This window comes from Paenibacillus sp. FSL K6-1096 (assembly GCF_037977055.1).
Lineage (GTDB): Bacteria > Bacillota > Bacilli > Paenibacillales > Paenibacillaceae > Paenibacillus_AQ.
In genome coordinates this window covers 1,114,362-1,136,185 of record NZ_CP150274.1, presented here as the reverse complement: position 1 = coordinate 1,136,185, position 21,824 = coordinate 1,114,362, and the positions used below count along the sequence as shown (strand labels likewise).

20 protein-coding genes and 1 riboswitch are annotated in these 21,824 nt (G+C 55.8%); all 20 genes read left to right on the top strand.

The features are described 5' to 3' along the window. Window positions 1-62 precede the first annotated feature (62 nt). The 20 genes from MHI24_RS05160 (at window position 63) to MHI24_RS05065 (ending at window position 21,776) form a co-directional block, all read left to right on the top strand. Entirely contained in the window at window positions 63-3,551 is a 3,489-nt protein-coding gene (locus tag MHI24_RS05160) for a collagen binding domain-containing protein (RefSeq protein ID WP_340024499.1), read from the top strand. Window positions 3,552-3,976: 425 nt separating this feature from the next. Further along, a complete protein-coding gene (gene mscL / locus MHI24_RS05155; RefSeq protein WP_340026603.1) occupies window positions 3,977-4,378 on the top strand; it encodes a large conductance mechanosensitive channel protein MscL in 402 nt (133 codons plus the stop codon). Between the two features lie 106 nt (window positions 4,379-4,484). Beyond that, window positions 4,485-4,658: riboswitch (FMN riboswitch) on the top strand. 221 nt (window positions 4,659-4,879) lie between these two features. Then, complete coding sequence (gene ribD, locus MHI24_RS05150; RefSeq protein WP_340024498.1) at window positions 4,880-5,980, top strand: bifunctional diaminohydroxyphosphoribosylaminopyrimidine deaminase/5-amino-6-(5-phosphoribosylamino)uracil reductase RibD; 1,101 nt, start codon at window positions 4,880-4,882, stop codon at window positions 5,978-5,980. Window positions 5,981-6,012: 32 nt separating this feature from the next. After that, on the top strand, window positions 6,013-6,681 hold the full coding sequence (gene ribE / locus MHI24_RS05145) for a riboflavin synthase (RefSeq protein WP_340024497.1): 669 nt from the start codon (window positions 6,013-6,015) through the stop codon (window positions 6,679-6,681). A gap of 56 nt (window positions 6,682-6,737) precedes the next feature. Next, window positions 6,738-7,991 (top strand): bifunctional 3,4-dihydroxy-2-butanone-4-phosphate synthase/GTP cyclohydrolase II, encoded by a 1,254-nt coding sequence (locus tag MHI24_RS05140; protein WP_340024496.1) that lies wholly within the window; start codon window positions 6,738-6,740, stop codon window positions 7,989-7,991. A gap of 47 nt (window positions 7,992-8,038) precedes the next feature. Beyond that, window positions 8,039-8,506: a 6,7-dimethyl-8-ribityllumazine synthase gene (ribE, locus tag MHI24_RS05135; RefSeq protein WP_340024495.1), complete on the top strand. Its 468-nt coding sequence runs from the start codon at window positions 8,039-8,041 to the stop codon at window positions 8,504-8,506. Between the two features lie 133 nt (window positions 8,507-8,639). Then, window positions 8,640-9,431 carry a segregation/condensation protein A gene (locus tag MHI24_RS05130; RefSeq protein WP_340024494.1) on the top strand — a complete coding sequence of 264 codons (792 nt, stop codon included), beginning with the start codon at window positions 8,640-8,642 and terminating at the stop codon, window positions 9,429-9,431. Further along, window positions 9,400-10,011, top strand: a complete 612-nt coding sequence (gene scpB / locus MHI24_RS05125) for an SMC-Scp complex subunit ScpB (RefSeq protein ID WP_340024492.1) — start codon at window positions 9,400-9,402, stop codon at window positions 10,009-10,011. The genes MHI24_RS05130 and scpB overlap by 32 nt, the downstream gene beginning before the upstream one ends. Window positions 10,012-10,211: 200 nt before the next feature. Then, window positions 10,212-10,910, top strand: a complete 699-nt coding sequence (locus MHI24_RS05120; protein WP_340024491.1) for a DUF2953 domain-containing protein — start codon at window positions 10,212-10,214, stop codon at window positions 10,908-10,910. A 77-nt stretch (window positions 10,911-10,987) separates the two neighbouring features. Then, window positions 10,988-11,473 carry a GerW family sporulation protein gene (gene ytfJ / locus MHI24_RS05115; RefSeq protein WP_340024490.1) on the top strand — a complete coding sequence of 162 codons (486 nt, stop codon included), beginning with the start codon at window positions 10,988-10,990 and terminating at the stop codon, window positions 11,471-11,473. Between the two features lie 167 nt (window positions 11,474-11,640). Beyond that, the gene (locus tag MHI24_RS05110; RefSeq protein ID WP_340024489.1) at window positions 11,641-13,002 is read left to right on the top strand and encodes a D-alanyl-D-alanine carboxypeptidase family protein; all 1,362 of its coding nucleotides are present in this window, start codon (window positions 11,641-11,643) and stop codon (window positions 13,000-13,002) included. Between the two features lie 102 nt (window positions 13,003-13,104). Beyond that, a complete protein-coding gene (locus MHI24_RS05105; RefSeq protein WP_340024488.1) occupies window positions 13,105-13,782 on the top strand; it encodes a nucleoside recognition domain-containing protein in 678 nt (225 codons plus the stop codon). Window positions 13,783-13,788: 6 nt separating this feature from the next. Beyond that, window positions 13,789-14,322, top strand: coding sequence for a spore maturation protein (locus MHI24_RS05100; RefSeq protein ID WP_340024487.1), 534 nt, complete (start codon window positions 13,789-13,791; stop codon window positions 14,320-14,322). A 521-nt stretch (window positions 14,323-14,843) separates the two neighbouring features. Further along, window positions 14,844-15,188: an N-acetylmuramoyl-L-alanine amidase gene (locus MHI24_RS05095; RefSeq protein WP_340024486.1), complete on the top strand. Its 345-nt coding sequence runs from the start codon at window positions 14,844-14,846 to the stop codon at window positions 15,186-15,188. Between the two features lie 20 nt (window positions 15,189-15,208). Continuing rightward, window positions 15,209-15,967, top strand: a complete 759-nt coding sequence (locus MHI24_RS05090; protein WP_340024485.1) for a pseudouridine synthase — start codon at window positions 15,209-15,211, stop codon at window positions 15,965-15,967. 111 nt (window positions 15,968-16,078) lie between these two features. Next, window positions 16,079-16,603 carry a thiol-disulfide oxidoreductase ResA gene (gene resA, locus MHI24_RS05085; RefSeq protein WP_340024484.1) on the top strand — a complete coding sequence of 175 codons (525 nt, stop codon included), beginning with the start codon at window positions 16,079-16,081 and terminating at the stop codon, window positions 16,601-16,603. Further along, on the top strand, window positions 16,600-18,288 hold the full coding sequence (locus MHI24_RS05080; protein ID WP_340024483.1) for a cytochrome c biogenesis protein ResB: 1,689 nt from the start codon (window positions 16,600-16,602) through the stop codon (window positions 18,286-18,288). The genes resA and MHI24_RS05080 overlap by 4 nt, the downstream gene beginning before the upstream one ends. Further along, entirely contained in the window at window positions 18,285-19,547 is a 1,263-nt protein-coding gene (ccsA, locus tag MHI24_RS05075) for a cytochrome c biogenesis protein CcsA (RefSeq protein ID WP_340024482.1), read from the top strand. The genes MHI24_RS05080 and ccsA overlap by 4 nt, the downstream gene beginning before the upstream one ends. A gap of 75 nt (window positions 19,548-19,622) precedes the next feature. After that, window positions 19,623-20,339 carry a response regulator transcription factor gene (locus MHI24_RS05070; protein ID WP_036727360.1) on the top strand — a complete coding sequence of 239 codons (717 nt, stop codon included), beginning with the start codon at window positions 19,623-19,625 and terminating at the stop codon, window positions 20,337-20,339. Continuing rightward, window positions 20,340-21,776 (top strand): ATP-binding protein, encoded by a 1,437-nt coding sequence (locus MHI24_RS05065; protein WP_340024480.1) that lies wholly within the window; start codon window positions 20,340-20,342, stop codon window positions 21,774-21,776. The last annotated feature ends 48 nt before the right edge of the window (window positions 21,777-21,824 follow it).

Genomic DNA, 21,824 nt, shown 5'->3' with positions numbered 1-21,824 from the left:
GGTCAGCAGCCATTCTTCCGGCATGTTGTCTAATCAATATTAAGAACGGGGGCTTATGGTAAATGGTGAAAAAAAGAACAAGCCTGGCAATGGTCCTGATTCTGCTGATGGTGCAGTTTGCCTACGGGCTGGGATTCACCCAGCAGGCTACTGCCGCGGCAATTGAGCAGGACCGGGACATTATTACCAGTGTGTCCATGGCAGTATATGGGCCGGATGGACAGACAGTGACGGGCAGTGTGTATGATGTCGACTCCACAGTGACGCTGGACTACACCTGGTCACTACCGGATGGTCAAGGGTATGGTCAGGGAGACACCTTCACCTTCCAGCTGCCCGAGCAGTTCAGGCTGTTCAATGACATTCAGGGCGATCTTACGTCCGATGAGGGGACCGTAGGAACATTTACGGTCAGCCAGGCGACCCATCAGGTGGTCATGACCTTCAACGATTACATCGAGAGTCACGCCAATGTACAGGGCACCCTGCGTATTAATACCCAGTTTGACAAGCAGGTGATCAGCGGCAGCACGGTCCAGCAGATTCTGTTCCCGGTGAACGGCGGGGTCCAGACTGTGACGGTCTCGTTCAAGCCTACGGTCGGCTCTACCATCACCAAGCAGGGGGTCTCCAGCGGCTTCAATGCGGACCATATTGAATGGACGGTAGATGTCAACAAGCGTCTGGAGGCCGTTAGCCAGGCGGCGGTTACGGATCCGATTCCTGCCGGGCTGTCACTGGACAGCACCGTTACCCTGTCGGTCTATCAGCTGAACGTTCTGCTTGACGGCACAGTGACCCAAGGACCGCTGGTGGACAGCAGCCAATATTCAGCGGTTGTCGCAGACGGTACGCTTGGCCTGAAATTCAATGCCCCGGTAATTACTGGCGCATACCGCATCGTATATACGACCCGGGTTGTTAACGATAATCTGCCGAGCTTCACCAATACAGCGACATTCACTGGAGAAGGCCGTGCTCCGGCAAATGCATCGGCTACGGTGGAGATCGAACGCGGCGGCAGTCTGAACAAGAAGGCAACGCGTTATGACTGGGGCACCCAGACTATCGCCTGGGCCATCGAGTACAACTACAATAACCGTACTATCTCGCCGGAGAATGCGGTGCTGACGGATATTTTCAGCAGCTCCCAGCTCCTGGTTGAGAATTCGCTCCGTGTCTATCCGGTTACACTGAATTCTGCCGGAGAAGCAGCCAAAGGCCCGGCGCTGACCGCAGGTGAGGATTATACGCTTACACCCGTTACCGGCGATGCCGACAAGGGCTTCAGACTGGCGTTCAAGCATACGGTGAACTCGGCTTATCTGATCGAATATACGACCAAAGCCGCAGACCGTGTTTTCAGCGATACGAAGATTACCAATACGGTCTCTGACAGCACCTACAGCAGCGGGGCCACCCAATTGATCCGGCCGATTATCATTTACAAGAATCTGTCGGGCGTAGATTACAACAAACATACCACAGACTGGAAAATAACTTTTAACGGCGATAACTATCCGATGAATGAAGTGGTGGTTACGGACGGGTTCCCGGAGGGCGGCCAGAAATTAATCCCAGGCTCCCTGGTTGTCCGTACGCTGTCCGGAACAGTCATTAACCCTTCGGCCTACTCGGTAATTATCGGTTCGCCGGTCCAGCCGAATGAGAGCTTCAAGGTGAAATTTAATTCACCGGTTAATGGAACTTATACGATCAGTTACCGCACGGAATTCAGCAATGACTGGCTCAATGGCAGCACGGATGAATTCATTAACGTCGCCCGGATTGACTGGAAGGACAGCGACGGCAAAGCGCTGTGGACTGAAGCCAAGGGCAAGTTCATTCCCATTCCCGAGGTGAAGAACAACGGCTTCAAATCCGGGGCTTATAATGCCTCTGCCAAAGAGCTGACCTGGACTGTAGGCATCAACTACAACAGCAAAGCCATTGCGAATCCGCAGGTACGGGATCTGCTGGCTGACGGCCAGTCGCTGGTCCCTGACTCACTCCATATCTATAAGATGAACATTGCTAAGGATGGAAGCCACAGCCGCGGCGATGAGGTGAACCGGAGTGAATACAGCTACAGTGTGGGAAGTAATAATGAGCTGAGGGTTATTTGGGACAAAGCGATCGATTCGCCTTATTATGTGGTCTTCAGAACGAGTCTGGCAGATCAGCTGATTGGAGCCAAGGTGGCCAATACCGCCAAGCTGCTGGACGGGGAGAAGAGCGTATCTAAGGATCTGAAGGCGTCGGTAGACATTCCGCACGGGGACGAATATGTGTTCAAGGACGGGGTACAGAACGGCGATAAGCTGAACTGGACGATTGCAATTAACCGCACCCAGTCCCATGTGAAGGATGCCGTGATTACGGATGTGCCGAGCACGAACCAGATTCTGCTGCCGGACAGCTTCCAGCTGTACAGAACAACGGTCTCTGCTGGCGGTGAGGTGACAAAAAGCGGCCCGGCACTGGTCCGGGATGTCGATTACTATTTGAATATCAGCGCCGATGCTGAAGGGAAGCAATCCTTCGTCTTAAGCTTCCCGGATGATATCCGTTCCGCTTATGTGCTGGAATATCAGTCGCTGATCATGGCGAACACAGGCGATAAGCTGGTCAACGCTGTAAGCTTCAGCGGCAACAATGTGAAGCTGATTAACAAGGAGACGACCAAGGAGATTATTGTTGGAGTCTCCAGCGGCTCGGGAACCGGCAGCGGAGTCAGAGGCACGCTGAATGTCCTCAAGCTTGAAGAGGGCGGTACCGCCAAGCCGCTTGCCGGAGCAACCTATGAGCTATACCGCCTGAACGGCAGCGAACGGGTGCTGGTGAATACCCGCACTACAGATGCAGCAGGTATTGCGGCCTTCAACAATCTCTGGCTGGGCAGCTATGTTTTGATCGAAACTGCGGCTCCGCAAGGCTATGTGCTTGATCCGGGAGAGCATCCGGTTACGATCGGCTCATCGGCAGTGGTAAATCTGACGCTGTACAATAAGCTGGCAGAGCAGCCAACGCCTACAGTGACGCCAACACCAACAGCTACGCCGGTGCCGACGGATACACCGGTTGAGACTTCAGGTCCAACTGTGAACCCGTCACCAGCTCCTACAGATTCAACGGGGCCGGAGTCCACGCCTGTTCCGACATCACCTAGTGGAGGTCCGGTATTCACTCCGGTGCCTACACCAGCAGGGACATTTGAACCGGGTGTCATCATCGATGATCCCGAGGTTCCGGCAGGGCCTGGCGTGCCGGGAACCGCGCAGCCATCGGCTCCGGCAGGCACCGTGACCCCGGAACCGACTCCGGTAGTGGTAACGCCGGCTGACGATGATATCCCGCTGGGCAATGCGGATATAGATGTTGAAGATGATGCGGTTCCGCAAGGGACGGTCTCCGGTACGGATGACGGCCCAGCAAGGCTGCCGCAGACCGGAGAGAGCAGCCCGATGCCGGTCTACCTGACAGGCGCCGGCCTGATCCTGGCGGGCTTCATCCTCAGCCGCGTCTTCCGCAAGCCGCGGAAGCAGGACTAGGCTGGGGCTGGGATGAATGGAATAGAGACTGGGATGAAAGGAATAGAGGTACGGGAGCGCTGCGGCGTTTCCGTACCTCTTTCTTATGGCTGCATCCGGTTGTGCGCCAGAATGTAATCGAAAAACCGACTACAATGGGCATGGTGGAGGCGCGTGGGCCAGATGTAATCGAAAAACCGGCTACAATGGGCATGGCGGAGGCGCGAGGGCCAGATGTAATCGAAAAACCGGCTACATTAGGCATCACGAAGGCGCGAGGGCCAAATGTAATCGGAAAACCGGCTACATTCCGCGCTGCGGAGGCAGGGGGGGCTTGCAGGAGACAGTAGGGGGAACAGGAAATTTTGAAGCAGCAGGTTTCAGCTTGACTCATAAATGCTATAATAATTTCAAATTTAAAAATATAGTATCGGAGGAAGATCGTGATGTGGAAGGAATTCAAAGAATTTGCTATGAAAGGCAATGTACTCGACCTGGCGGTGGCGGTGGTAATTGGTGCCGCATTCGGGAAGATTGTCACCTCGCTGGTGAGTGACATTATTATGCCGCTTATCGGCCTGATCAGCGGAGGGATTAACCTGCAAGGGCTTAGCTTCGGTAGTGGTGAAGCTGCTGTGAAGTACGGCATGTTCCTGCAGACCGTTGTCGACTTCTTCATTATCTCCTTCTCCATCTTCCTGGTGGTGAAGCTGAGCAGCCGGTTCAGACGCAAGGAGACGGTTAAGGTCGAGGTGGTTGAGACGCCTGCTCCTGCACCGGAGGTGGTCCTGCTGACCGAAATCCGTGACCTGCTGAGAGCGGACAAGCAGCGTGAGTCGGGTATATAAGGGAATTAAGTTACATAAATATAGTTAATTTCTGAAACGCACTTGCATTTCCGGCAGTGAAGTGATAATTTTGTTGTAGGCGTAATCTAGAATTGAACTGAATAGATCAATCCTTCAGGGCAGGGTGCAATTCCCTACCGGCGGTGATGCTGCGGGATCTGGCTTAAGTAAGCCGGATCTGCTGCTCAGTCCGCTACCCGTTCCGTATGAGCATTACACGGACGGTGGACCCGGTGCAATTCCGGGACCGACAGTATAGTCTGGATGGAAGAAGGAGAGATTGACGAGCTGCCTTTGGCAGTGCGGCCGGACCGCAGGTTTTTCGGATGATATGTGCCAAGTTTCACAATCCGTAAGGTCTGATGTTTATTGACGCACGCTTTTACAGGTCTATCGTTACCTCTCATATATCCCGTCTTGAACTCCTCCTGGAGATTGAGACGGGTTTTTCTGTTTGGATGGTACACCTTAAGAATACAGCCGGGGAACAGGAGGCAAGACATGGATAAGATGAATGACGAGTTTTACATGTCCCTTGCGCTGGATATGGCGGAGCGGGCACAGGGCCAGACGGGAATTAATCCCGTAGTTGGCTGTGTAGTGGTGAAGGATGGAGTTATGATCGGCATTGGAACCCATCTGCAGCGCGGCACCGGACATGCGGAGGTGCATGCGCTGAATATGGCGGCAGGCAAAGCACAGGGCAGCACCGCTTATGTCACACTTGAGCCTTGCAGCCATTACGGCATCACGCCTCCATGCAGCCAGCGCCTGATCGATGAAGGCGTCGCCAGGGTCGTGGTGGCCTGTGAAGACCCTAACCCGCAGGTCGCCGGCCGGGGGATCGAGATGCTGCGTGAACAGGGGATCGACGTCGAAGTGGGGCTGCTGCGCAGCCGTGCGCTGCGGCTGAATGAGAAGTTCATCAAATACATTCTCACGAAGCAGCCGTTCGTCACCCTGAAGAGCGCCAGCACGCTGGACGGCAAGATCGCCACCCGGACCGGTGACAGCAAATGGATCTCCAATGCGGAAGCGCGGGAGCTGGTACATACGCTGCGCCACCGCCATCAGGGAATTATGGTCGGAGTGAATACGGTTATTGCCGATAACCCTTCGCTGACCACGAGACTGAATGTGCCTGGACTGAATCCGCTGCGGATCATTATCGACTCCTCGCTGAGGCTTCCGCTCGACAGTGCTGTGGTCACAGACGGACTGGCACCTACGGTAGTCGTAACCACCGAAGCTGCCGATCCTGACCGCCGGGCTGCGCTGGCTGCAGCCGGGGTTCAGGTGATCGATGCAGGCTCCGGTCCCCGGGTGGATCTGCAGGCGGCTATGGCTGCGCTGGGGGCGATGGAGATCGGCTCGATTCTGCTGGAGGGCGGCGGCACGCTGAACGGGGCGATGCTGGAGCAAGGACTCGTTGACCGGGTTGTGCTGTTCTTCGCCCCGAAGATTGTAGGCGGCGGTGCAGCGGCGGCCGGGACCTTCGACTTCCAGGGCGTGGAGCTGATGCGCGATGCTGTACTGCTTGAAGGATTGGAAGTAGAGGTGCTCGGGGATAATATCTGTGTCAGCGGCACCCCTGTACGTTAGAAGCGAAGGCATAACGATTAAGGAGGGATGGCATGTTCACCGGCTTAATTGAAGAGGTAGGCGTACTCCGCAGCGTGAGCGGCGGCGGGGAGATGATGGTACTGAGCATCGGCGCCTCCCTCATTATGGATGATCTGAAGATCGGCGACAGCGTGGCTGTCAACGGTGTCTGTCTTACGGCTACCTCGCTCGGAGACAGCCACTTCACTGTGGATGTCATGCCCGAGACATACCGTAACAGCACGCTCAAGGAGCTGCGGCCCGGCAGCCGGATTAATCTGGAGCGCGCCATGGCGGCGGGCGGCCGCTTTGGAGGACATATTGTCCAGGGGCATGTGGACGGTACCGGCGAGATCCGCAGCGTCAAGCGCAATCAGAATGCGGTGGTGTTCGGGATTGCGCCGGAGCGCAAGGATTTGTTCAAATTCATCATTCCCAAAGGCTCAATTACCATTGATGGCATCAGCCTTACCGTGGTTACGGCAGAAGCTGCCACCTTCACGGTATCCATCATCCCGCATACGCTTGGAGAGACCATACTGAACCATAAGCGTCCCGGCGACCGCGTTAATCTGGAATGCGATGTGCTGGGCAAATACGTGGATCATCTGCTCCATTACGGTTCGCGTGCGGGCGATGAAGAGGCGAAGGGCAGCTCGAAGATCAGCCATGACTTCCTGGCGGCCAACGGTTTCGTATAAATATAGATTAGGCTGATTACCGCCCCGGGGCGGACAGCCATTAGGAGGACAGTAAGATGAGCGAGCAGGAACCCAAAGACCGCATCCTTGACCCCATTGAGGAGGCCATCTACGATCTGATGCGCGGGAAGGTCATCATCGTTGTCGATGACGAAGACCGCGAGAATGAAGGAGACTTCGTAGCGTTGGCGGAACGGGCAACACCCGAAGTGATCAACTTCATGATTACTGAAGGACGCGGTCTGGTCTGCGTGCCGATTACGGCAGAACGCGCGGAGGAATTGGAGCTTACACCGATGGTTGCCCAGAATACGGATAATCACGGCACAGCGTTTACGGTGTCGGTGGACCACAAGGACACCACTACCGGCATATCCGCCGCAGAGCGCTCCATGACGATCAAGGCGCTGCTGGACCCGGCGGCCAAGCCGGGCGACTTCCGCCGGCCGGGGCATATGTTCCCGCTGATCGCCAAGAAGGGCGGCGTGCTGCGGCGGTCGGGCCACACTGAGGCGGCTGTTGACCTGGCCCGTATGTGCGGCGCTTACCCCGCAGGCGTGATCTGCGAGGTGGTGAAGGTGGACGGCACGATGGCCCGCCTGCCTGATCTGATTGAGATCTCCAGGAAGCATGATCTCAAGCTGATCAGCATCAAGGACCTCATCCATTACCGCAATGAGAAGGAGCAGCTCGTTAACCGCGAGGTGGCGGTGAATCTGCCGACAGACTTTGGTGTGTTTCAGACGATTGCTTACACCAACGAGGTGGATGACAAGGAGCATGTCGCGCTGGTCAAAGGCGATCTCTCCGGTGACGAGCCGGTTCTGGTACGCGTGCATTCCGAGTGCCTGACCGGTGATGTGTTCCATTCGCACCGCTGTGACTGCGGACCGCAGTTCGAAGCGGCACTGCGCCAGATCGAGGAAGCCGGGCGCGGCGTGCTGCTCTATATGCGGCAGGAGGGCCGGGGCATTGGCCTGATCAACAAGCTGCGTGCCTACAAGCTGCAGGAAGAGGGGCTGGACACGGTGGATGCCAACCTGAAGCTGGGCTTCGCCGCTGACCTGCGGGATTACGGCATCGGGGCACAGATTCTGAAGGATCTGGGGCTGCGCAAGATCCGGCTGCTGACCAATAATCCGCGCAAGATCAAAGGTCTGGAAGGTTATGGCCTTGAGGTGGTGGAGCGGGTGCCGATTCAGATGCCGGAGAACAAGGACAATACGGGTTATCTGCATACGAAGCAGGCGAAGCTTGGCCATCTGCTGAAATTTGACGATATCGAACAGAATGAGGCGTCCAAGAACTGACTCTTGCCAAAGAACATTATCTTATACCAGAAGGGTTGATGAACACAATGCCGAACTATTTAGAAGGACATTTAGTATCCGAGGGACTGAAATATGGTGTCGTGGTTGGCCGTTTCAATGAATTCATTACCAGCAAGCTGCTCTCGGGAGCCTTGGATGCCTTCAAGCGCCATGGCGTGGCCGATGACGAGATTGATGTGGCCTGGGTGCCGGGCGTGTTTGAAATTCCGCTGATTGCCCAGAAAATGGCCGAAAGCGGCAAATACGATGCAGTAGTCACGCTTGGTACCGTCATCCGCGGCTCTACCACCCACTATGATTATGTGTGCAATGAAGTGGCTAAGGGTGTCGCGGCCATTAACCTGAAGACCGGTGTTCCGACAATCTTTGGTGTGGTGACCACTGAGAATATTGAACAGGCCATTGAGCGCTCCGGGACCAAAGCCGGCAATAAGGGCTGGGATGCCGCAGCAGCGGCCATCGAAATGGCCAATCTCAACAAGCTGTTCAAATAATACGCCTCTTGACGAATCAGCCTAAATCGTGCTTATTTATATGTATGAGAAGAAAGCATGAACATAGATCTTTCTACTTGTGTAGCGTCCGTGCGGCGCTGCACTTTACTTTTTTTGGGCTGGAGGAAACCGCGTGACTGTATTGTACAAGCTGGAGACGTTCGAAGGTCCGCTCGATCTGCTCTTGCATCTGATTGACAAGGCGGAAATCGACATCCAGGACATTCCGGTCAGCGAGATCACCGAGCAGTATATGGAATTCCTGCAGGGCATGAAGGAGCTTGAGCTGGAGATTACCAGCGAATTTCTGGTGATGGCAGCAACCCTTCTGTCGATCAAAAGCAAAATGCTGCTGCCGAAGCCGCCGGTCATTGAAATCGAGGACTTCGATTATTATGAGGACGACGGCTATGACCCGCGCGCGGAGCTGGTGCAGCGCCTGATTGAATACCGCAAGTTCAAGAGCATCGCGGTGCAGCTGCTGGATATGGAGAGTGAGCGCAGTCTGATTTTTACGAAGGAGCCTGAGGATCTTGGCCCCTACGTTCCAGCTCAGGCCGATCTGATTCCCAAGGGGCTGCATACCGCCGATCTGATTGCCGCGTTCCGCAAGGCGCTCAGCAAGGCGGCCCGGCGGACCTCATACCAGCGGATCACCCGGGATGAGATCTCGGTCAAGGACCGGATTCGCGATGTGACTGAAGCGCTCCAGCGCACAGGTATAGGCGGCCGGCTGCGCTTCTCGTCCCTGCTGCATGAGGAGATGGACCGGCATGAGATTGTTACGACCTTCCTGGCGATTCTGGAGCTGATGAAGATGCGGGCAATCTTCTGTTACCAGGAGAAATTGTTCGATGATATTGTAATGGAATGGAGAGGGGGAGAAGAGTTCAGTGGACTACAACACGCTGAAATCGATTATTGAAGGCCTGCTGTTTCTCTCCGGTGATGAAGGTCTGTCTGTCCGGCAGATTGCCGAGATTACCGAGCAGCGGCCGGAACTGGCGACCCGCGCGCTGGATGATTTAAGACAGGATTATGTCTCGCAGGGCCGCGGCCTGCAGGTGGTGCAGATTGCCGGGAACTATCGGCTGGCAACTTTGCCGGAGCACGCCCAGTATTTCGAGCGGCTGGCCTATTCGCCCTCCAGATCGTCCCTGTCTCAGGCGGCGCTGGAGACGCTTGCCATTGTGGCTTACCGGCAGCCGATTACACGGGTGGAGATCGAGGAGATCCGGGGGGTTAAGTCTGAACGGGCGATACATACCCTCGGCAACAAGGATCTGATTCAAGAGGTGGGCCGGGCCGAAGCCGTGGGCCGTCCGATTCTGTACGGAACGACCAAGTCGTTCCTGGACAGCTTCGGGCTGGCCAGTCTGAAGGAGCTGCCGGAGCCGTCCAGCTTCGATACCTCCGAAGACCTGGAAGAGGAGACTCAGCTGCTGTTCAGCAAGCTGGACAGCCAGATGACCTTCGATGAGGTCCCTGAGCCTGACACAGAATAACCGCAGCGCACTGCCGCTGTCCCGGTAAGACCGCCAGCCCCTGCCGGGGCGGCGGTTTTCTTTTTGATAAGCATCACGAAGCTAAAGCCTCACTATGTGGGGTTATTTTGCTATAACGGAATGTTATTCTGCCAGAATTGCCATACTAATCCATAGGCTCGATATTTCCGCATTCTACAAGCTGCTTGGAGGTTAAGCGTGTGACGTTATGGCTGGCGATTCCATTGATTCTGCTGCTGCTCGTTCTTCTGATGTTCCTGCTGGTATTGGCCTCTTCGATCCATTTTCATTTTCGGGCATGCAGGAAGGGCAAGGATGACCGGATTGAATTCGATATCAAAGCTGTATTTGGACTGGTCAAGTTCCATTATGAGGTGCCGATCCTGGTGTTCGAGAATCTGGAACGGGGAATTAAGGTCCACATTGAACAAAGCGGCATCGCGCCGGTGAAGCGGGACTCAGACGAGGAGGCGCAGGTGGATAAAGAAGCGGTCACGGACTGGCTCAAGAACGTTCGTATTGCTCTCAAGGCTACCAAGGGCCTCAACAAATGGTTTAGGGACACCTTGTCCCATATCGAGATTAGCACGTTCGACTGGTCTACGGATTTCTCTCTCGGCGATGCTGCTGCTACCGCCACGGCGGCCGGGGCATTATGGGGCATGAAGTGGACGATGATCGGATTCGTCTCCCAGCGTGTAAGACTGCTGAAAGCTCCGAGAATGTTCGTGGCTCCGGTGTTCCGCGACGAATTTTCTTTTGCCACAGAGGCGGTATGTAAGGGGAAGCTGTCTGCCGGGTATGCCCTGTACTCAGGGCTGCTCCTGCTGCGCCGGGCCTCGAAGATCGAAGGCGGTCTGGGCCGGTGGAAGAAATTGCTGAGCCGGGAACGCGCCTAAAAAATCTACATACTCCCATCCATAGTGGGCAAGCTAGATACTGCAGGTACATTTATATCACGAGGAGGAGAATAGCAATGTCAGAGCATCCGATCCAAGGTCTCATGCAGACCGCGATGGAAAATATCAAAGGCATGGTTGATGTCAATACAATTGTCGGAGATCCTGTGGAAACGCCGGATGGCAGTGTGATTCTGCCGATCAGCAAGGTGGCGTTCGGTTTTGCCGCAGGGGGCAGTGACTTCAGAGTGGAAGACGATGCTCCGGGCGTGAACGGCAGCGGTTCCGGTGTCAAAATGCTTCCCTTCGGGGGCGGCAGCGGGGGCGGTGTATCGATTCGTCCAATCGCATTCCTGGTCGTTGGCAGGGAAGGGGTACATATTGTGCCGCTTGACAATCAGACCCATCTGTTTGAGAAAATCATTGATGCCACGCCGCACCTGATCGATAAAATCCAGAGCATGTTCCAGACGAACGGTGTCCATGTAGGGGAAGAAACTCCTGTCGAGGTAACCAAGACTGTAGTCAAAACGGAACCGCACCATAACCCGTCGGCACATTAACCGTTGCTGCGGCCCGAATAAGAGAAGCGGGGTATCGCCTTAGGGGTGATGCCTCTTTTTCATGGATAAGGACGGATTGGACATACCTGCACCGCCCGCCGCATACACTTGTACAACCAGACAAGACTGAAGAACCGTTCCCCCGGGAACGGATAAGAAGCCGGAGGATGAACATGAAGACAATCACGCGAAAATCAATGCTGTCCCTGATCCTGTGTCTGCTGCTTGCGCTGGTCCCGGTGTCTGCCCTCCAGGCTGAGAACCAGTCTGTATCCACCCATGCCCGGGCAGCAGCGCTGATCGATGTGACATCCGGCAGACTTCTGTACAGCAGCCGGGGGGATGAGCCGATGCTGATTGCCAGCCTGACCAAGATTATGACCGCGATTGTGGCGATAGAGAATGGTGACATCACCTCCAAGGTGAAGGTTGGCAAGAATGCCTATGCGAAGGAAGGCTCCTCCCTGTACCTCAAGCTGGGTGAGGAAATGACGCTGGGGGATATGCTGTACGGGCTGATGCTGCGCTCCGGCAATGATGCGGCCACTGCCATTGCAGAGCATGTCGGCGGCTCGGAGCAGGGCTTCGTCTACCTGATGAATGCCAAGGCGCAGGAGCTGAATCTGAAAAATACGCATTTCGCCAATCCGCACGGGCTGGATGCAGAAGGCCATTATTCCAGCGCCAATGATCTCGCCGTATTGACCGCTTATGCGCTGCATAACCCGGTGTTCAAGGAGATTGTGGCCACCAAGGAGAAGACGGCGGACAATCCGTATGAGAAATGGGATTACAAATGGAGCAACAAGAACAAGATGCTGCGCCTCTACGAAGGGGCCGACGGGGTGAAGACCGGGTATACCAAAAAAGCGCTGCGCTGCCTGGTCAGCTCCGCTACCCGGAACGGGCAGCAGCTGGTAGCGGTCACGCTGAACGACGGCAATGACTGGAATGACCATGCCGCGCTGCTCGACTTCGGCTTCAACCACTATCCGCTGAAGACGCTGGTGGAGCGGGGGGAAGCGGTTAAGGGCTACGGCCTGGTGACCGGGAAGACTTTTGCCTACCCGCTGGGGCAGGGAGAGGAAGAGCGGCTGGTGAACAAGCTGGTGCTGACTAACGGGCAGAGTGCAGCTGGAACTGAAGCTGGCTCCAGAGGGAGTGAAGGTGCCAGTGCAGGAGCGGGGGCAGGAGCCAGTGCAAGGACGGGAGCAGGATCAGGTGAAGGTGCCAGTACAAGTGCGGGGCTGGACAGTGCGGGTGCGGGCAGGGCGGAGGCGCGCGCCGCTGCGGGCGACCTCAGCTTCGGGCTTAGGGGTGTGATCATTCTGCAGCTCGGCGGTCAGGAGATCGGCCGGGTTCCGGTGTACACGTCAGGACAACTGCCGCCGGAGACACCTGCTTATGAGCGGAAATACAGCAGTGAAAGTGCAAGTGCCTCCGCTTACCCGGCGGGCAACTGGCTGCAGGCCTTCGGCAGCGCGCTGCGGGCATTGTTCCAGAGTGTGACGGACCGGGGAGCCGCATAGTGGAGGCTGATAGCACACTCAGCTCCATTACCGGCAGAGGCTCCTGACGACCACGGCGGTGCTGATAGAGCTTCATGAATGCTTGAGGAGGAGGGGGAAGCGATGTTAAATGGAATCTGGCTGGGGATGATTCTGATCGGCTTCGGCTTCGCCGCGGCCAACGGGCGGATGAACGAATTCACCGCCGCCGTGTTCGACGGGGCGAAGAGCGGGGTCACGGTAAGCTTCGGGCTGATCAGCGTGCTGGTCTTCTGGCTGGGAATTATGCGGATTGCAGAGGAGGCCGACCTGCTGAAGAAGATTGCCAGGGTGCTGGGACCGGTGGTCGCTTTTCTGTTCCCGGATGTGCCCAAGGGGCACCCGGCGATCGGCTACATCCTCTCGAATATGAGTGCCAATCTGCTGGGGCTGGGCAATGCGGCTACACCGATGGGCATTAAGGCGATGCAGGAGCTGCAGACGCTGAATCCCGATAAAGACACGGCGACGCCGGCGATGTGTACGCTGCTTGCACTGAATACGGCCAGCATTACGCTGATTCCGGCCACCCTGATCGCGATCCGGCTGAATTACGGCTCGGCGGACCCGGCGGCGATTGTCGGCACGACGCTCGCGGCGACGGCTGTCGCTACGCTGGCCGCCATCGCTGCGGACAGGCTGTGCCGCCGTCTGGCCCTGCTGCGCCGGCCGCCGGGAGCGCCGCCTGTTACAGGCTCCGGCCCCGGCCCCGGCTCAGCGCCAGGAAACGCGGCGCTCCCGCCATCTTCTGTGAAAGGGTGACCGTCCTTGTTAGAACTGATCAGTCTTATCTCGGCCTGGGCGATTCCGGTAATGGTCACCTTTATCCCGCTGTATGCATTCACGCGTAAGGTTCCGGTCTATGAATCGTTCGTGGAAGGCGCCAAAGACGGCTTCGGCACAGCGATCGCCATCATCCCCCATCTGGTCGGGATGCTGGTGGCGATCAGCGTCTTCCGCGCCTCCGGCGCGCTTGATTTCCTGATGGGCCTGATCAGCCCGATGCTTACGGGCCTCGGCATTCCGCCCGAGGTGTTCCCGCTGGGACTTCTGCGTCCGCTGACGGGCACCGGGTCACTGGCCTATACCACAGACCTGATCCGTGTCCACGGCCCCGACTCGCTGATCGGGATGATTGCTTCTACTATACAGGGCAGCACGGATACCACCTTGTATGTGCTGACCGTCTATTTCGGCGCTGTCGGCATCCGTAACGGCCGCTACGCCCTCAAGGTCGGCCTGTTCTCCGACCTCGTCGGCTTCGTCGCCGCCATCGCAGTATGTTTGTTGGTGTTCGGGTAGGGTTAGAGTCGGCTGGATGAGCTAACGAGGTGTACTAATGCACTTGATTTCGGAAAAAGTCGGCTTGGTGAGCTAATGAAGTGTATAAATGCACCTGATTTCGGTAAAGTCGTCTTCTGAGTAAAATGGAGGGTATTAATGCACTTGATCTTCTGACTAAAGCCGCCGGAACTCAAGGCGGAATGATTAAGGTTCCCCAAGCGCTGCTGCGCAGCCGCTTGCCCCAGTCCTCACCCCTTCCCAGGTGGTGAGGACTGTTTGTGCGTGCGTTGACGGAGTAACGGAGGGGAAGCTTGGAACTGGAGGAGCGGGAGCGTCCGCCTTTAAAGTTGGATTTCTACTGCCACATGGCAGCGGAATCAAGGAAATCCAACTTTAATAGCGGCCGGAAGTCCAAGCATTCCCCGGAGTTACGATTAAGTCAACGTGTAAGTCAACGCATTTATTTTAAAAACCGGTCCTCACCCACCGCCCCCACCCTTCATATGCTATTTCACCAACACAGAGGGAGCTGACCAAGGGTGGATTACAAAGGCTTCATATTACATCATTCCCGCTGTCCGTCGATTAACGGCAAAGGCTTTGACTTCTGGGTCGGGCTGGGCGGCAACATCTATGCTGCGCCGCTGCTGACTGACCCTGAGCATATTCATATTTGCCTGGAAGGCAATTACGGGGAGGCGGACGAGATCCCGCCGCTTTCAGAGCGCCAGGAGCAGCTGTTCGCTGCAGGCAAGCTGATTCTGGAGCTGGCACGGCGCTACCACATTTCCCCATTAGTTGTGGAACCGCACAGCCCGGGTTGCCCCGGTGCATTTTTTCCGTGGAATGACCTTGTGATTTATGCCGCTGATGGTTATCATTAACCTGAGGTGAGTCATCGACAATGGAAAGATTACAGAAAGTTCTGGCGCAGGCAGGTGTGGCGTCCAGACGCAAATGTGAAGAACTGATTCTGGCCGGTAAAGTGGAAGTCAACGGGGAACTCGTGACTACGCTTGGCACGAAAGCAGACCCGGCAACAGATATCATCAAGGTCTCGGGCAGACTGATCCGGGGCGAGAATAAAATCTACATTATGTTCAACAAGCCCAAGGGTGTAATTACCAGCGCATCCGATGATAAGGGCCGCAAGGTCGTTACCGATTACTTGAAGGGCATCACAGAGCGTGTATACCCTGTAGGCCGGCTGGACTATGATACGGAAGGGCTGCTCCTGCTGACCAATGACGGGGAGTTCGCCAATCTGCTCACGCATCCGAAGCATCACGTGCCGAAGACGTATCTGGCCACGGTCAAGGGGATACCGCATGGCACGGCACTGGACAAGCTGAAGGCCGGCATCAAGCTGGAGGACGGCATGACCGCGCCGGCGGAGGTTGAATACAAGGATATCGACGAAGAGAACAAGGAATCGGTCATCAGCATTACCATCCATGAAGGCCGCAACCGCCAGGTCCGGCGGATGTTTGAAGCGATCTCACATCCGGTAATCCGGCTGAAGCGGATTTCGTTCGGGGATATTCTGCTGCAGAATCTCAAACGCGGCTCTTACCGCCATCTGACCAAGGATGAAATCAACCACCTGCAGCAGATGGCCAGAGCCGGAGCGCTCAGAGAGAATCCTACCCGTAAAGACACATAATGTTCACAATTTCCTCTCCTAAAACTGTGACAAAATTCGTTATAATGTTCATAGGATGTTCACACCTAACAACTAAAGTAATGAGTTGCGTCACAGAAGGGGGCAGGGCGTGTGGGCAAAGCCAGAAAGCCAATCCAAATCGTGATCCTATTTCTAATTCTTCTGCTTGGAGGCTACGCCATCAGCTCCTCTGTATTCGGAGGGGACGGCAAGCCTGAGGAAGGCGGAAAAGCACCGAATTTTGAACTGCTGGGGCTGGACGGCGTGACACATACGCTGGAGGAATACAAAGGGAAGTCCGTGGTGCTTAATTTCTGGGGCTCCTGGTGCGGACCCTGCGTGAAGGAAATGCCTGCACTGCAGACGCAATGGGAGAAATGGAAAGACCAGGGCGTGGTCGTCTTAGGCGTGAATGTGGGCGAGGATCAGATGACTGTGGAGAATTTCGTTAAGCAGGTTGACATTAACTTTCCGGTAGTCATGGATAAGGGACGGGATGCAGTCCGCAGCTACGGGGTCTCCCCGCTGCCCACCACCTTCTTCATTAATACGAAGGGCAAGGTGGAAACCATTCATACCGGCCAACTGAATTTAAGCTCCCTGGATGAGCAAATCGGGAAGCTGGTGGGACGATGAAGGAGCATATGCCGCTGATCAGCAATACCAAATGCGAATGCGGTCACCAGAATCCGGTGGGGACCGTTCTTTGTGAAGCCTGCGGCAAGCCGCTGGACGAGAAGGAGTGGAATTCCACCGCCAACCTTGAGATGCGCTATGACGGGGTAGCCCGCCGTTCTCAGCGGGTGAGTCCGGGGATCATCGACAAGGTCTGGAACTTTTTTTCCTCGGTCAAGGTAGCCATCTACCTGATTGTGCTGACGCTGCTCGGCGCGATGCTGGGAACGATTTTTCCGCAAGAGAGCACGTTTCTGAACATTGATGCTGAGGCTTATTATCCACAAACGTATGGAACTGCCGGGAATATATATTATAGACTCGGCCTTTCGCATACCTATGAATCCTGGTGGTTTGTGACGTTGCTGGTCATGATTGGAGCCTCTCTGGTCATCTGCAGCCTCGACCGTGTGCTGCCGCTGTACAAAGCGCTCACCCGGCAGAAGGTCCGCAAGCACCGCCAGTTCCTGACCCGCCAGAAGCTCACGCTGATCCGGCCGGTAGAAGAGGAACCGGAGCAATGGGTGGCCCGCATTGAAGAGCCGCTCAGGAAGAGGGGATACCGGGTCAAGACAGACGGCGGCGCTCTGCTGGCCGAGAAGCACCGTTTCAGCCGCTGGGGACCTTATGTAATACATATTGGCCTGATTATTTTTTTGCTCGCTGTACTGGCGAGAGGACTGCCCGGCCTGAATATGGATCAGCATCTTGCTTTTCCGCAGGGCGAGGCGGTGAAGATACCGGATACCACCCTGTACCTCAAGAACGAGAAGTTTACAGTGGAGTTCTATACGGACGAAGAGATGCCGGAAGAATTCCGGGGCAAAAAGGTGCTGCCTAAGCTCTACGAGACCAAGGCGGTTCTCTATGAATGTACGTCCGGCTGCAGCGATCCTTCCAAGGAACCGCAGCTCCGTGAGGTAGCCTGGCATGACATCCAGGTGAACTCTCCGCTTAGCTACAAAGGATTGAAAGCGTATCAGTTTGATTATGACCTGACGCCTGTACTGCGTTCTGTGCAGCCCGATCTTGTGAACGCTTCAACCGGTGAGAGCTACGGCAAGTTCAAGCTGGAAATGAAGGGGTCGCAGCGCAGCTTCAAGGCGGGGCCGTACACGCTGGAGCTGAAGGAGAAGTATATGGACTTTGGACTCAACGAGGAAGGCCGTCCGGTATCCAAGTCACCGTATCCGAACGCTCCGGCGTTTTTGTTTCTGATCAGCGGGCCGGACCTGCCTGCAGAAGGGCAGCAGTATTTCTATTTTCCGAAGCAGGTGGATAAGGAGCAGTTCCAGCAGAATGCCATCAACGACAAGCTGGGCGGCGGGGAGCGCTTCCTGGAGCTAGAGGTCGGCAGTATGACGGATGTGGACTTCGCGGAATCCACTACTTATCTGAATGTGCGTGTGGACCGGGCAATGCCGTTCGTCTGGATCGGCGCGGGAATCGTGATGCTGGGGCTTATTCTCGGCTTCTACTGGCAGCATAGACGCATCTGGCTGACTGTTGACGGCGGGGAGCTGGTGCTGGGCGGCCACACGAACAAGAACTGGTTCGGCTTCCGCCGGGAGCTGGTCTCGATTCTGGAGAAAATAGACATGACAGTCGATGAACAATCATTGGACAACGGAGGAGGCCTGGCATGAACTTGCTCGATTTCAGCAGTGATGTCTTTATTGCAGCATTCTTCTTATACAGCGGTGCATTCATGTTGTTCACGATTGCCATTATGGGCCGGAAATGGTCCGGCCGGAAGCCGGAGGAGCATACCGCACGGTGGGGCAAAATCGCTTTTATCGTCTCTTCGCTCGGCCTCTTATGCCATCTGGCTTATTTCATTACCCGCTGGATGGGAGCGGGCCATATCCCGGTCAGCAATATGTATGAATTCATGACCTTCCTATCCATGATGGTGATGACGGCCTTCACCGTCATCTTCGCGATCTACCGCAAGATGATTCTTGGGGTCTTCGCGGTTCCGATCTCCATTATTGTAATGGCGTATGCAGCTGTGTTTCCCCAGGAAGTGCAGCCGCTTATTCCTTCACTGAAATCGATCTATTTGAACATTCATGTCACGCTGGCGGCGCTGGGGGAATCCTTCTTCGCCGTTGGCTTTGCCGCCGGTCTGATGTACCTGCTGCGGACGGTGAATTTCAGCAGCAGGGAACGCAGCGACCGCAAGCAGCAGCGGCTTGTCGAATTTACTCTGTTCTCAATCATTGTTATAATTGGGTTTCTCGGATCTGTATTTGCCTTCCGCGGCGCAGGCTATGAATCAGTTTTCATCCGTACGAACGTAACGATTGACAGCCCCGGGCAGGAAGATAGTACAATAGAGAAAGTGAGTTATAAAATGCCGCCGATTGTGGCACCTTACCATAGCGAAATTGAGAGCTTCCAGCCGTTTCTTGGCATGAAGAAGCCTTTGTTTGAAGCACCCTCCTGGATGAACGGGGTTAATGCAGGACGCAAGTTCAATACGGTGATCTGGTCACTGCTGTCCGGGCTTGTTCTGTATGGGCTTCTCCGGCTGATCGTGCGGAAGCCGCTCGGCCGGGCGATTCATCCGGTGCTTGACGGAATTGATGAGCGCGACCTCGATGAGATTACTTACCGGGCGATTGCCATCGGGTTCCCGATTTTTACCCTGGGGGCTTTGATTTTTGCCATGATATGGGCTGAGGTGGCCTGGGGCAGGTTCTGGGGATGGGACCCGAAGGAGGTCTGGGCACTCGTCACCTGGCTGTTCTACAGTGCGTATCTCCATCTGCGGCTAGCCCGCGGATGGCAGGGGCAGAAATCTGCCTGGCTTGCTGTACTCGGCTTTCTGATTGTAATGTTCACGCTGGTCGGCGTTAACCTGGTTATTGCCGGACTTCATTCTTATGCAGGGACCGACTGAGCAATTCCGTTCTCCGGTCAGGCATAGGCATCAGGGTGGCGTTCTACTGTATTTGATGAAGGGGTTGTTGTGTAAATGGCTGAGCACTTGAATAGAATTCTGGTGGTGGATGACGAAGAACGTATCCGCCGCCTGCTCAAAATGTATCTTGAAAAAGAAGGCTACGAGATTGACGAGGCGGAGGACGGAGAGATCGCCCTGCGCAAAGCAACAGCCAATGACTACGGCCTGATTCTGCTGGACGTTATGCTGCCGGGCATCGACGGCATCGAGGTGCTGACCCGGCTCAGAGGGGTCAAATCGACGCCGGTTCTCATGCTTACGGCTAAGGGTGAGGAGATCAACCGGGTGCAGGGCTTCGAGATGGGCGCAGACGATTATGTGGTTAAGCCCTTCAGCCCGCGCGAGGTCATCTACCGGGTCAAGGCGATTATGCGCCGCTCCTCTGCAACTGCTTTTCTGTCCAAGGAGAGCAATTCAAGCAATAATATCGTGTTCCCGTTCCTGATTATTGAGCATGATGCGCACCGCGTGAGCGCAGGCGGGCAAGAGGTCAGCCTGACGCCGAAGGAATATGAGCTGCTGCATTATCTGGCTATCTCACCGGACAAGGTATTCTCGCGCGAGGAGCTGCTGAAGGATGTATGGAATTATGAATTCTTCGGCGATTTGCGTACGGTGGATACCCATGTTAAGCGCCTGCGCGAGAAATTGAACAAGGTCTCCCCGGAATCGGCGGCGATGATCACCACGGTGTGGGGAGTAGGCTATAAGCTTGAGGTGCCCAAATAAGTGAACTTCTGGAGAAGCCTTGTCGGGAAGCTGTGGATCACGATCATCTGTCTCGTTGCTGTCGTGCTCATCACTCTGGGGCTATTCCTGTTGCCCTATATCGACAGCAACTTCACTAATTCCGGGGCCATCAAACGCCTGTTCATGTATACCTGCATGATCGGGTTCTCGCTGACTACATTTTTTGCGCTGTTCCTGTTCACCAAGATCACGCAGCCGATGCAGCAGGTCATTGAGGCGGCGAACAATATCCGCCGCGGGGAATATGGAACCAGACTGACGCTGGTAACAAGCGATGAGATCGGCCAGCTGGCGACCTCATTCAATCATATGGCGGAAGAGCTGGAAGAGAATATACGCAATCTCAATAATGAGAAGGGGCATCTGTCCAGTGTCCTGCGCAGTATGAGCGATGCGGTGATTACCTTTGATATCGGCGGCGCGATTATTCTGACCAACCCGCACGGGCAGTCCCTGCTGGAAGCCTGGAGCGACCTTGCTTGGGACCAGGAGGAGGACGGCACCACCGGTCTGCCGGACTCCGCTGCCGGCAAGGTGCCGCCGCCGCTGCGCCCGCTGTTCCAGAATACGCTCAGGGAGGGCGGGGACCAGCGCTCGAACATCCATGTCCGGCAAGGGGTATGGTCGGTCCATATGGCTCCGCTCTACTCTGAAGATAAGCTGCGCGGAGTCGTTGCCGTGCTGCGCGATGTAACGGAGGAAGTGCGGCTGGAGAAGATGCGGCGGGACTTCGTGGCCAATGTGTCGCATGAGATCCGTACTCCGCTCTCCATGATGCAGGGCTACAGTGAAGCGCTGCTGGACGGCATGGCTGCCTCTCCGGAGGAGAGCAGCGAGCTGGTGCAGGTCATTCATGATGAATCCCTGCGGATGGGCCGTCTGGTGAAGGATCTGCTGGATCTGGCACGCATGGAAGCGGGACACACAGACGTGCTGAAAGCGCAGGTGGATGTAGACGAGCTGCTGGAGCGGGTCTACCGCAAGTTCTCGGTCAGAGCCAAGGAGCGGGATATTCTGCTTGAGCTGAAGCGGTCTGCGCCGGAATTGCTGCTCCAGGCTGCCGATGGCGACAAGCTGGAGCAGGTGCTGACGAATCTGCTGGACAACGCCTTCCGGCACACTCCGGGCAACCGCAGAGTGTCGATCCTGGCCGATAAGATCATGCAGGACAGCAAGAGCTATGTGGAGATTGTAATCAAGGATGAGGGAGCCGGGATCAATCCTGACGATCTGCCCTTTATCTTCGACCGCTTCTACAAGGCAGACAAAGCCCGTCTGCGCAGCGGAGAGCCGGGGGGAACCGGGCTGGGCCTGGCCATCGTGAAGAATATCGTCGAATTGCATCACGGCAGCATTCACGCCTCCAGCAAGCTTGGAGAAGGAACCACGTTTACCCTGCGGCTTCCTGTCGAATAACAGTAAACCAAGACCACGCATGACAGCGCCTCTGAGAGCAGAGGTGCT

Bases quoted from the DNA above. Each gene is read 5' to 3' on its own strand.
- MHI24_RS05105 (WP_340024488.1), top strand. From the start codon at position 13,105: ATGTTAAATGGAATCTGGCTGGGGATGATTCTGATCGGCTTCGGCTTC.
- MHI24_RS05070 (WP_036727360.1), top strand. From the start codon at position 19,623: ATGGCTGAGCACTTGAATAGAATTCTGGTGGTGGATGACGAAGAACGT.
- ribE (WP_340024495.1), top strand. From the start codon at position 8,039: ATGCCGAACTATTTAGAAGGACATTTAGTATCCGAGGGACTGAAATAT.
- MHI24_RS05080 (WP_340024483.1), top strand. From the start codon at position 16,600: ATGAAGGAGCATATGCCGCTGATCAGCAATACCAAATGCGAATGCGGT.
- MHI24_RS05140 (WP_340024496.1), top strand. From the start codon at position 6,738: ATGAGCGAGCAGGAACCCAAAGACCGCATCCTTGACCCCATTGAGGAG.
- MHI24_RS05110 (WP_340024489.1), top strand. From the start codon at position 11,641: ATGAACATGAAGACAATCACGCGAAAATCAATGCTGTCCCTGATCCTG.
- MHI24_RS05090 (WP_340024485.1), top strand. From the start codon at position 15,209: ATGGAAAGATTACAGAAAGTTCTGGCGCAGGCAGGTGTGGCGTCCAGA.
- ribD (WP_340024498.1), top strand. From the start codon at position 4,880: ATGGATAAGATGAATGACGAGTTTTACATGTCCCTTGCGCTGGATATG.
- mscL (WP_340026603.1), top strand. From the start codon at position 3,977: ATGTGGAAGGAATTCAAAGAATTTGCTATGAAAGGCAATGTACTCGAC.
- ribE (WP_340024497.1), top strand. From the start codon at position 6,013: ATGTTCACCGGCTTAATTGAAGAGGTAGGCGTACTCCGCAGCGTGAGC.
- ytfJ (WP_340024490.1), top strand. From the start codon at position 10,988: ATGTCAGAGCATCCGATCCAAGGTCTCATGCAGACCGCGATGGAAAAT.
- ccsA (WP_340024482.1), top strand. From the start codon at position 18,285: ATGAACTTGCTCGATTTCAGCAGTGATGTCTTTATTGCAGCATTCTTC.
- MHI24_RS05160 (WP_340024499.1), top strand. From the start codon at position 63: ATGGTGAAAAAAAGAACAAGCCTGGCAATGGTCCTGATTCTGCTGATG.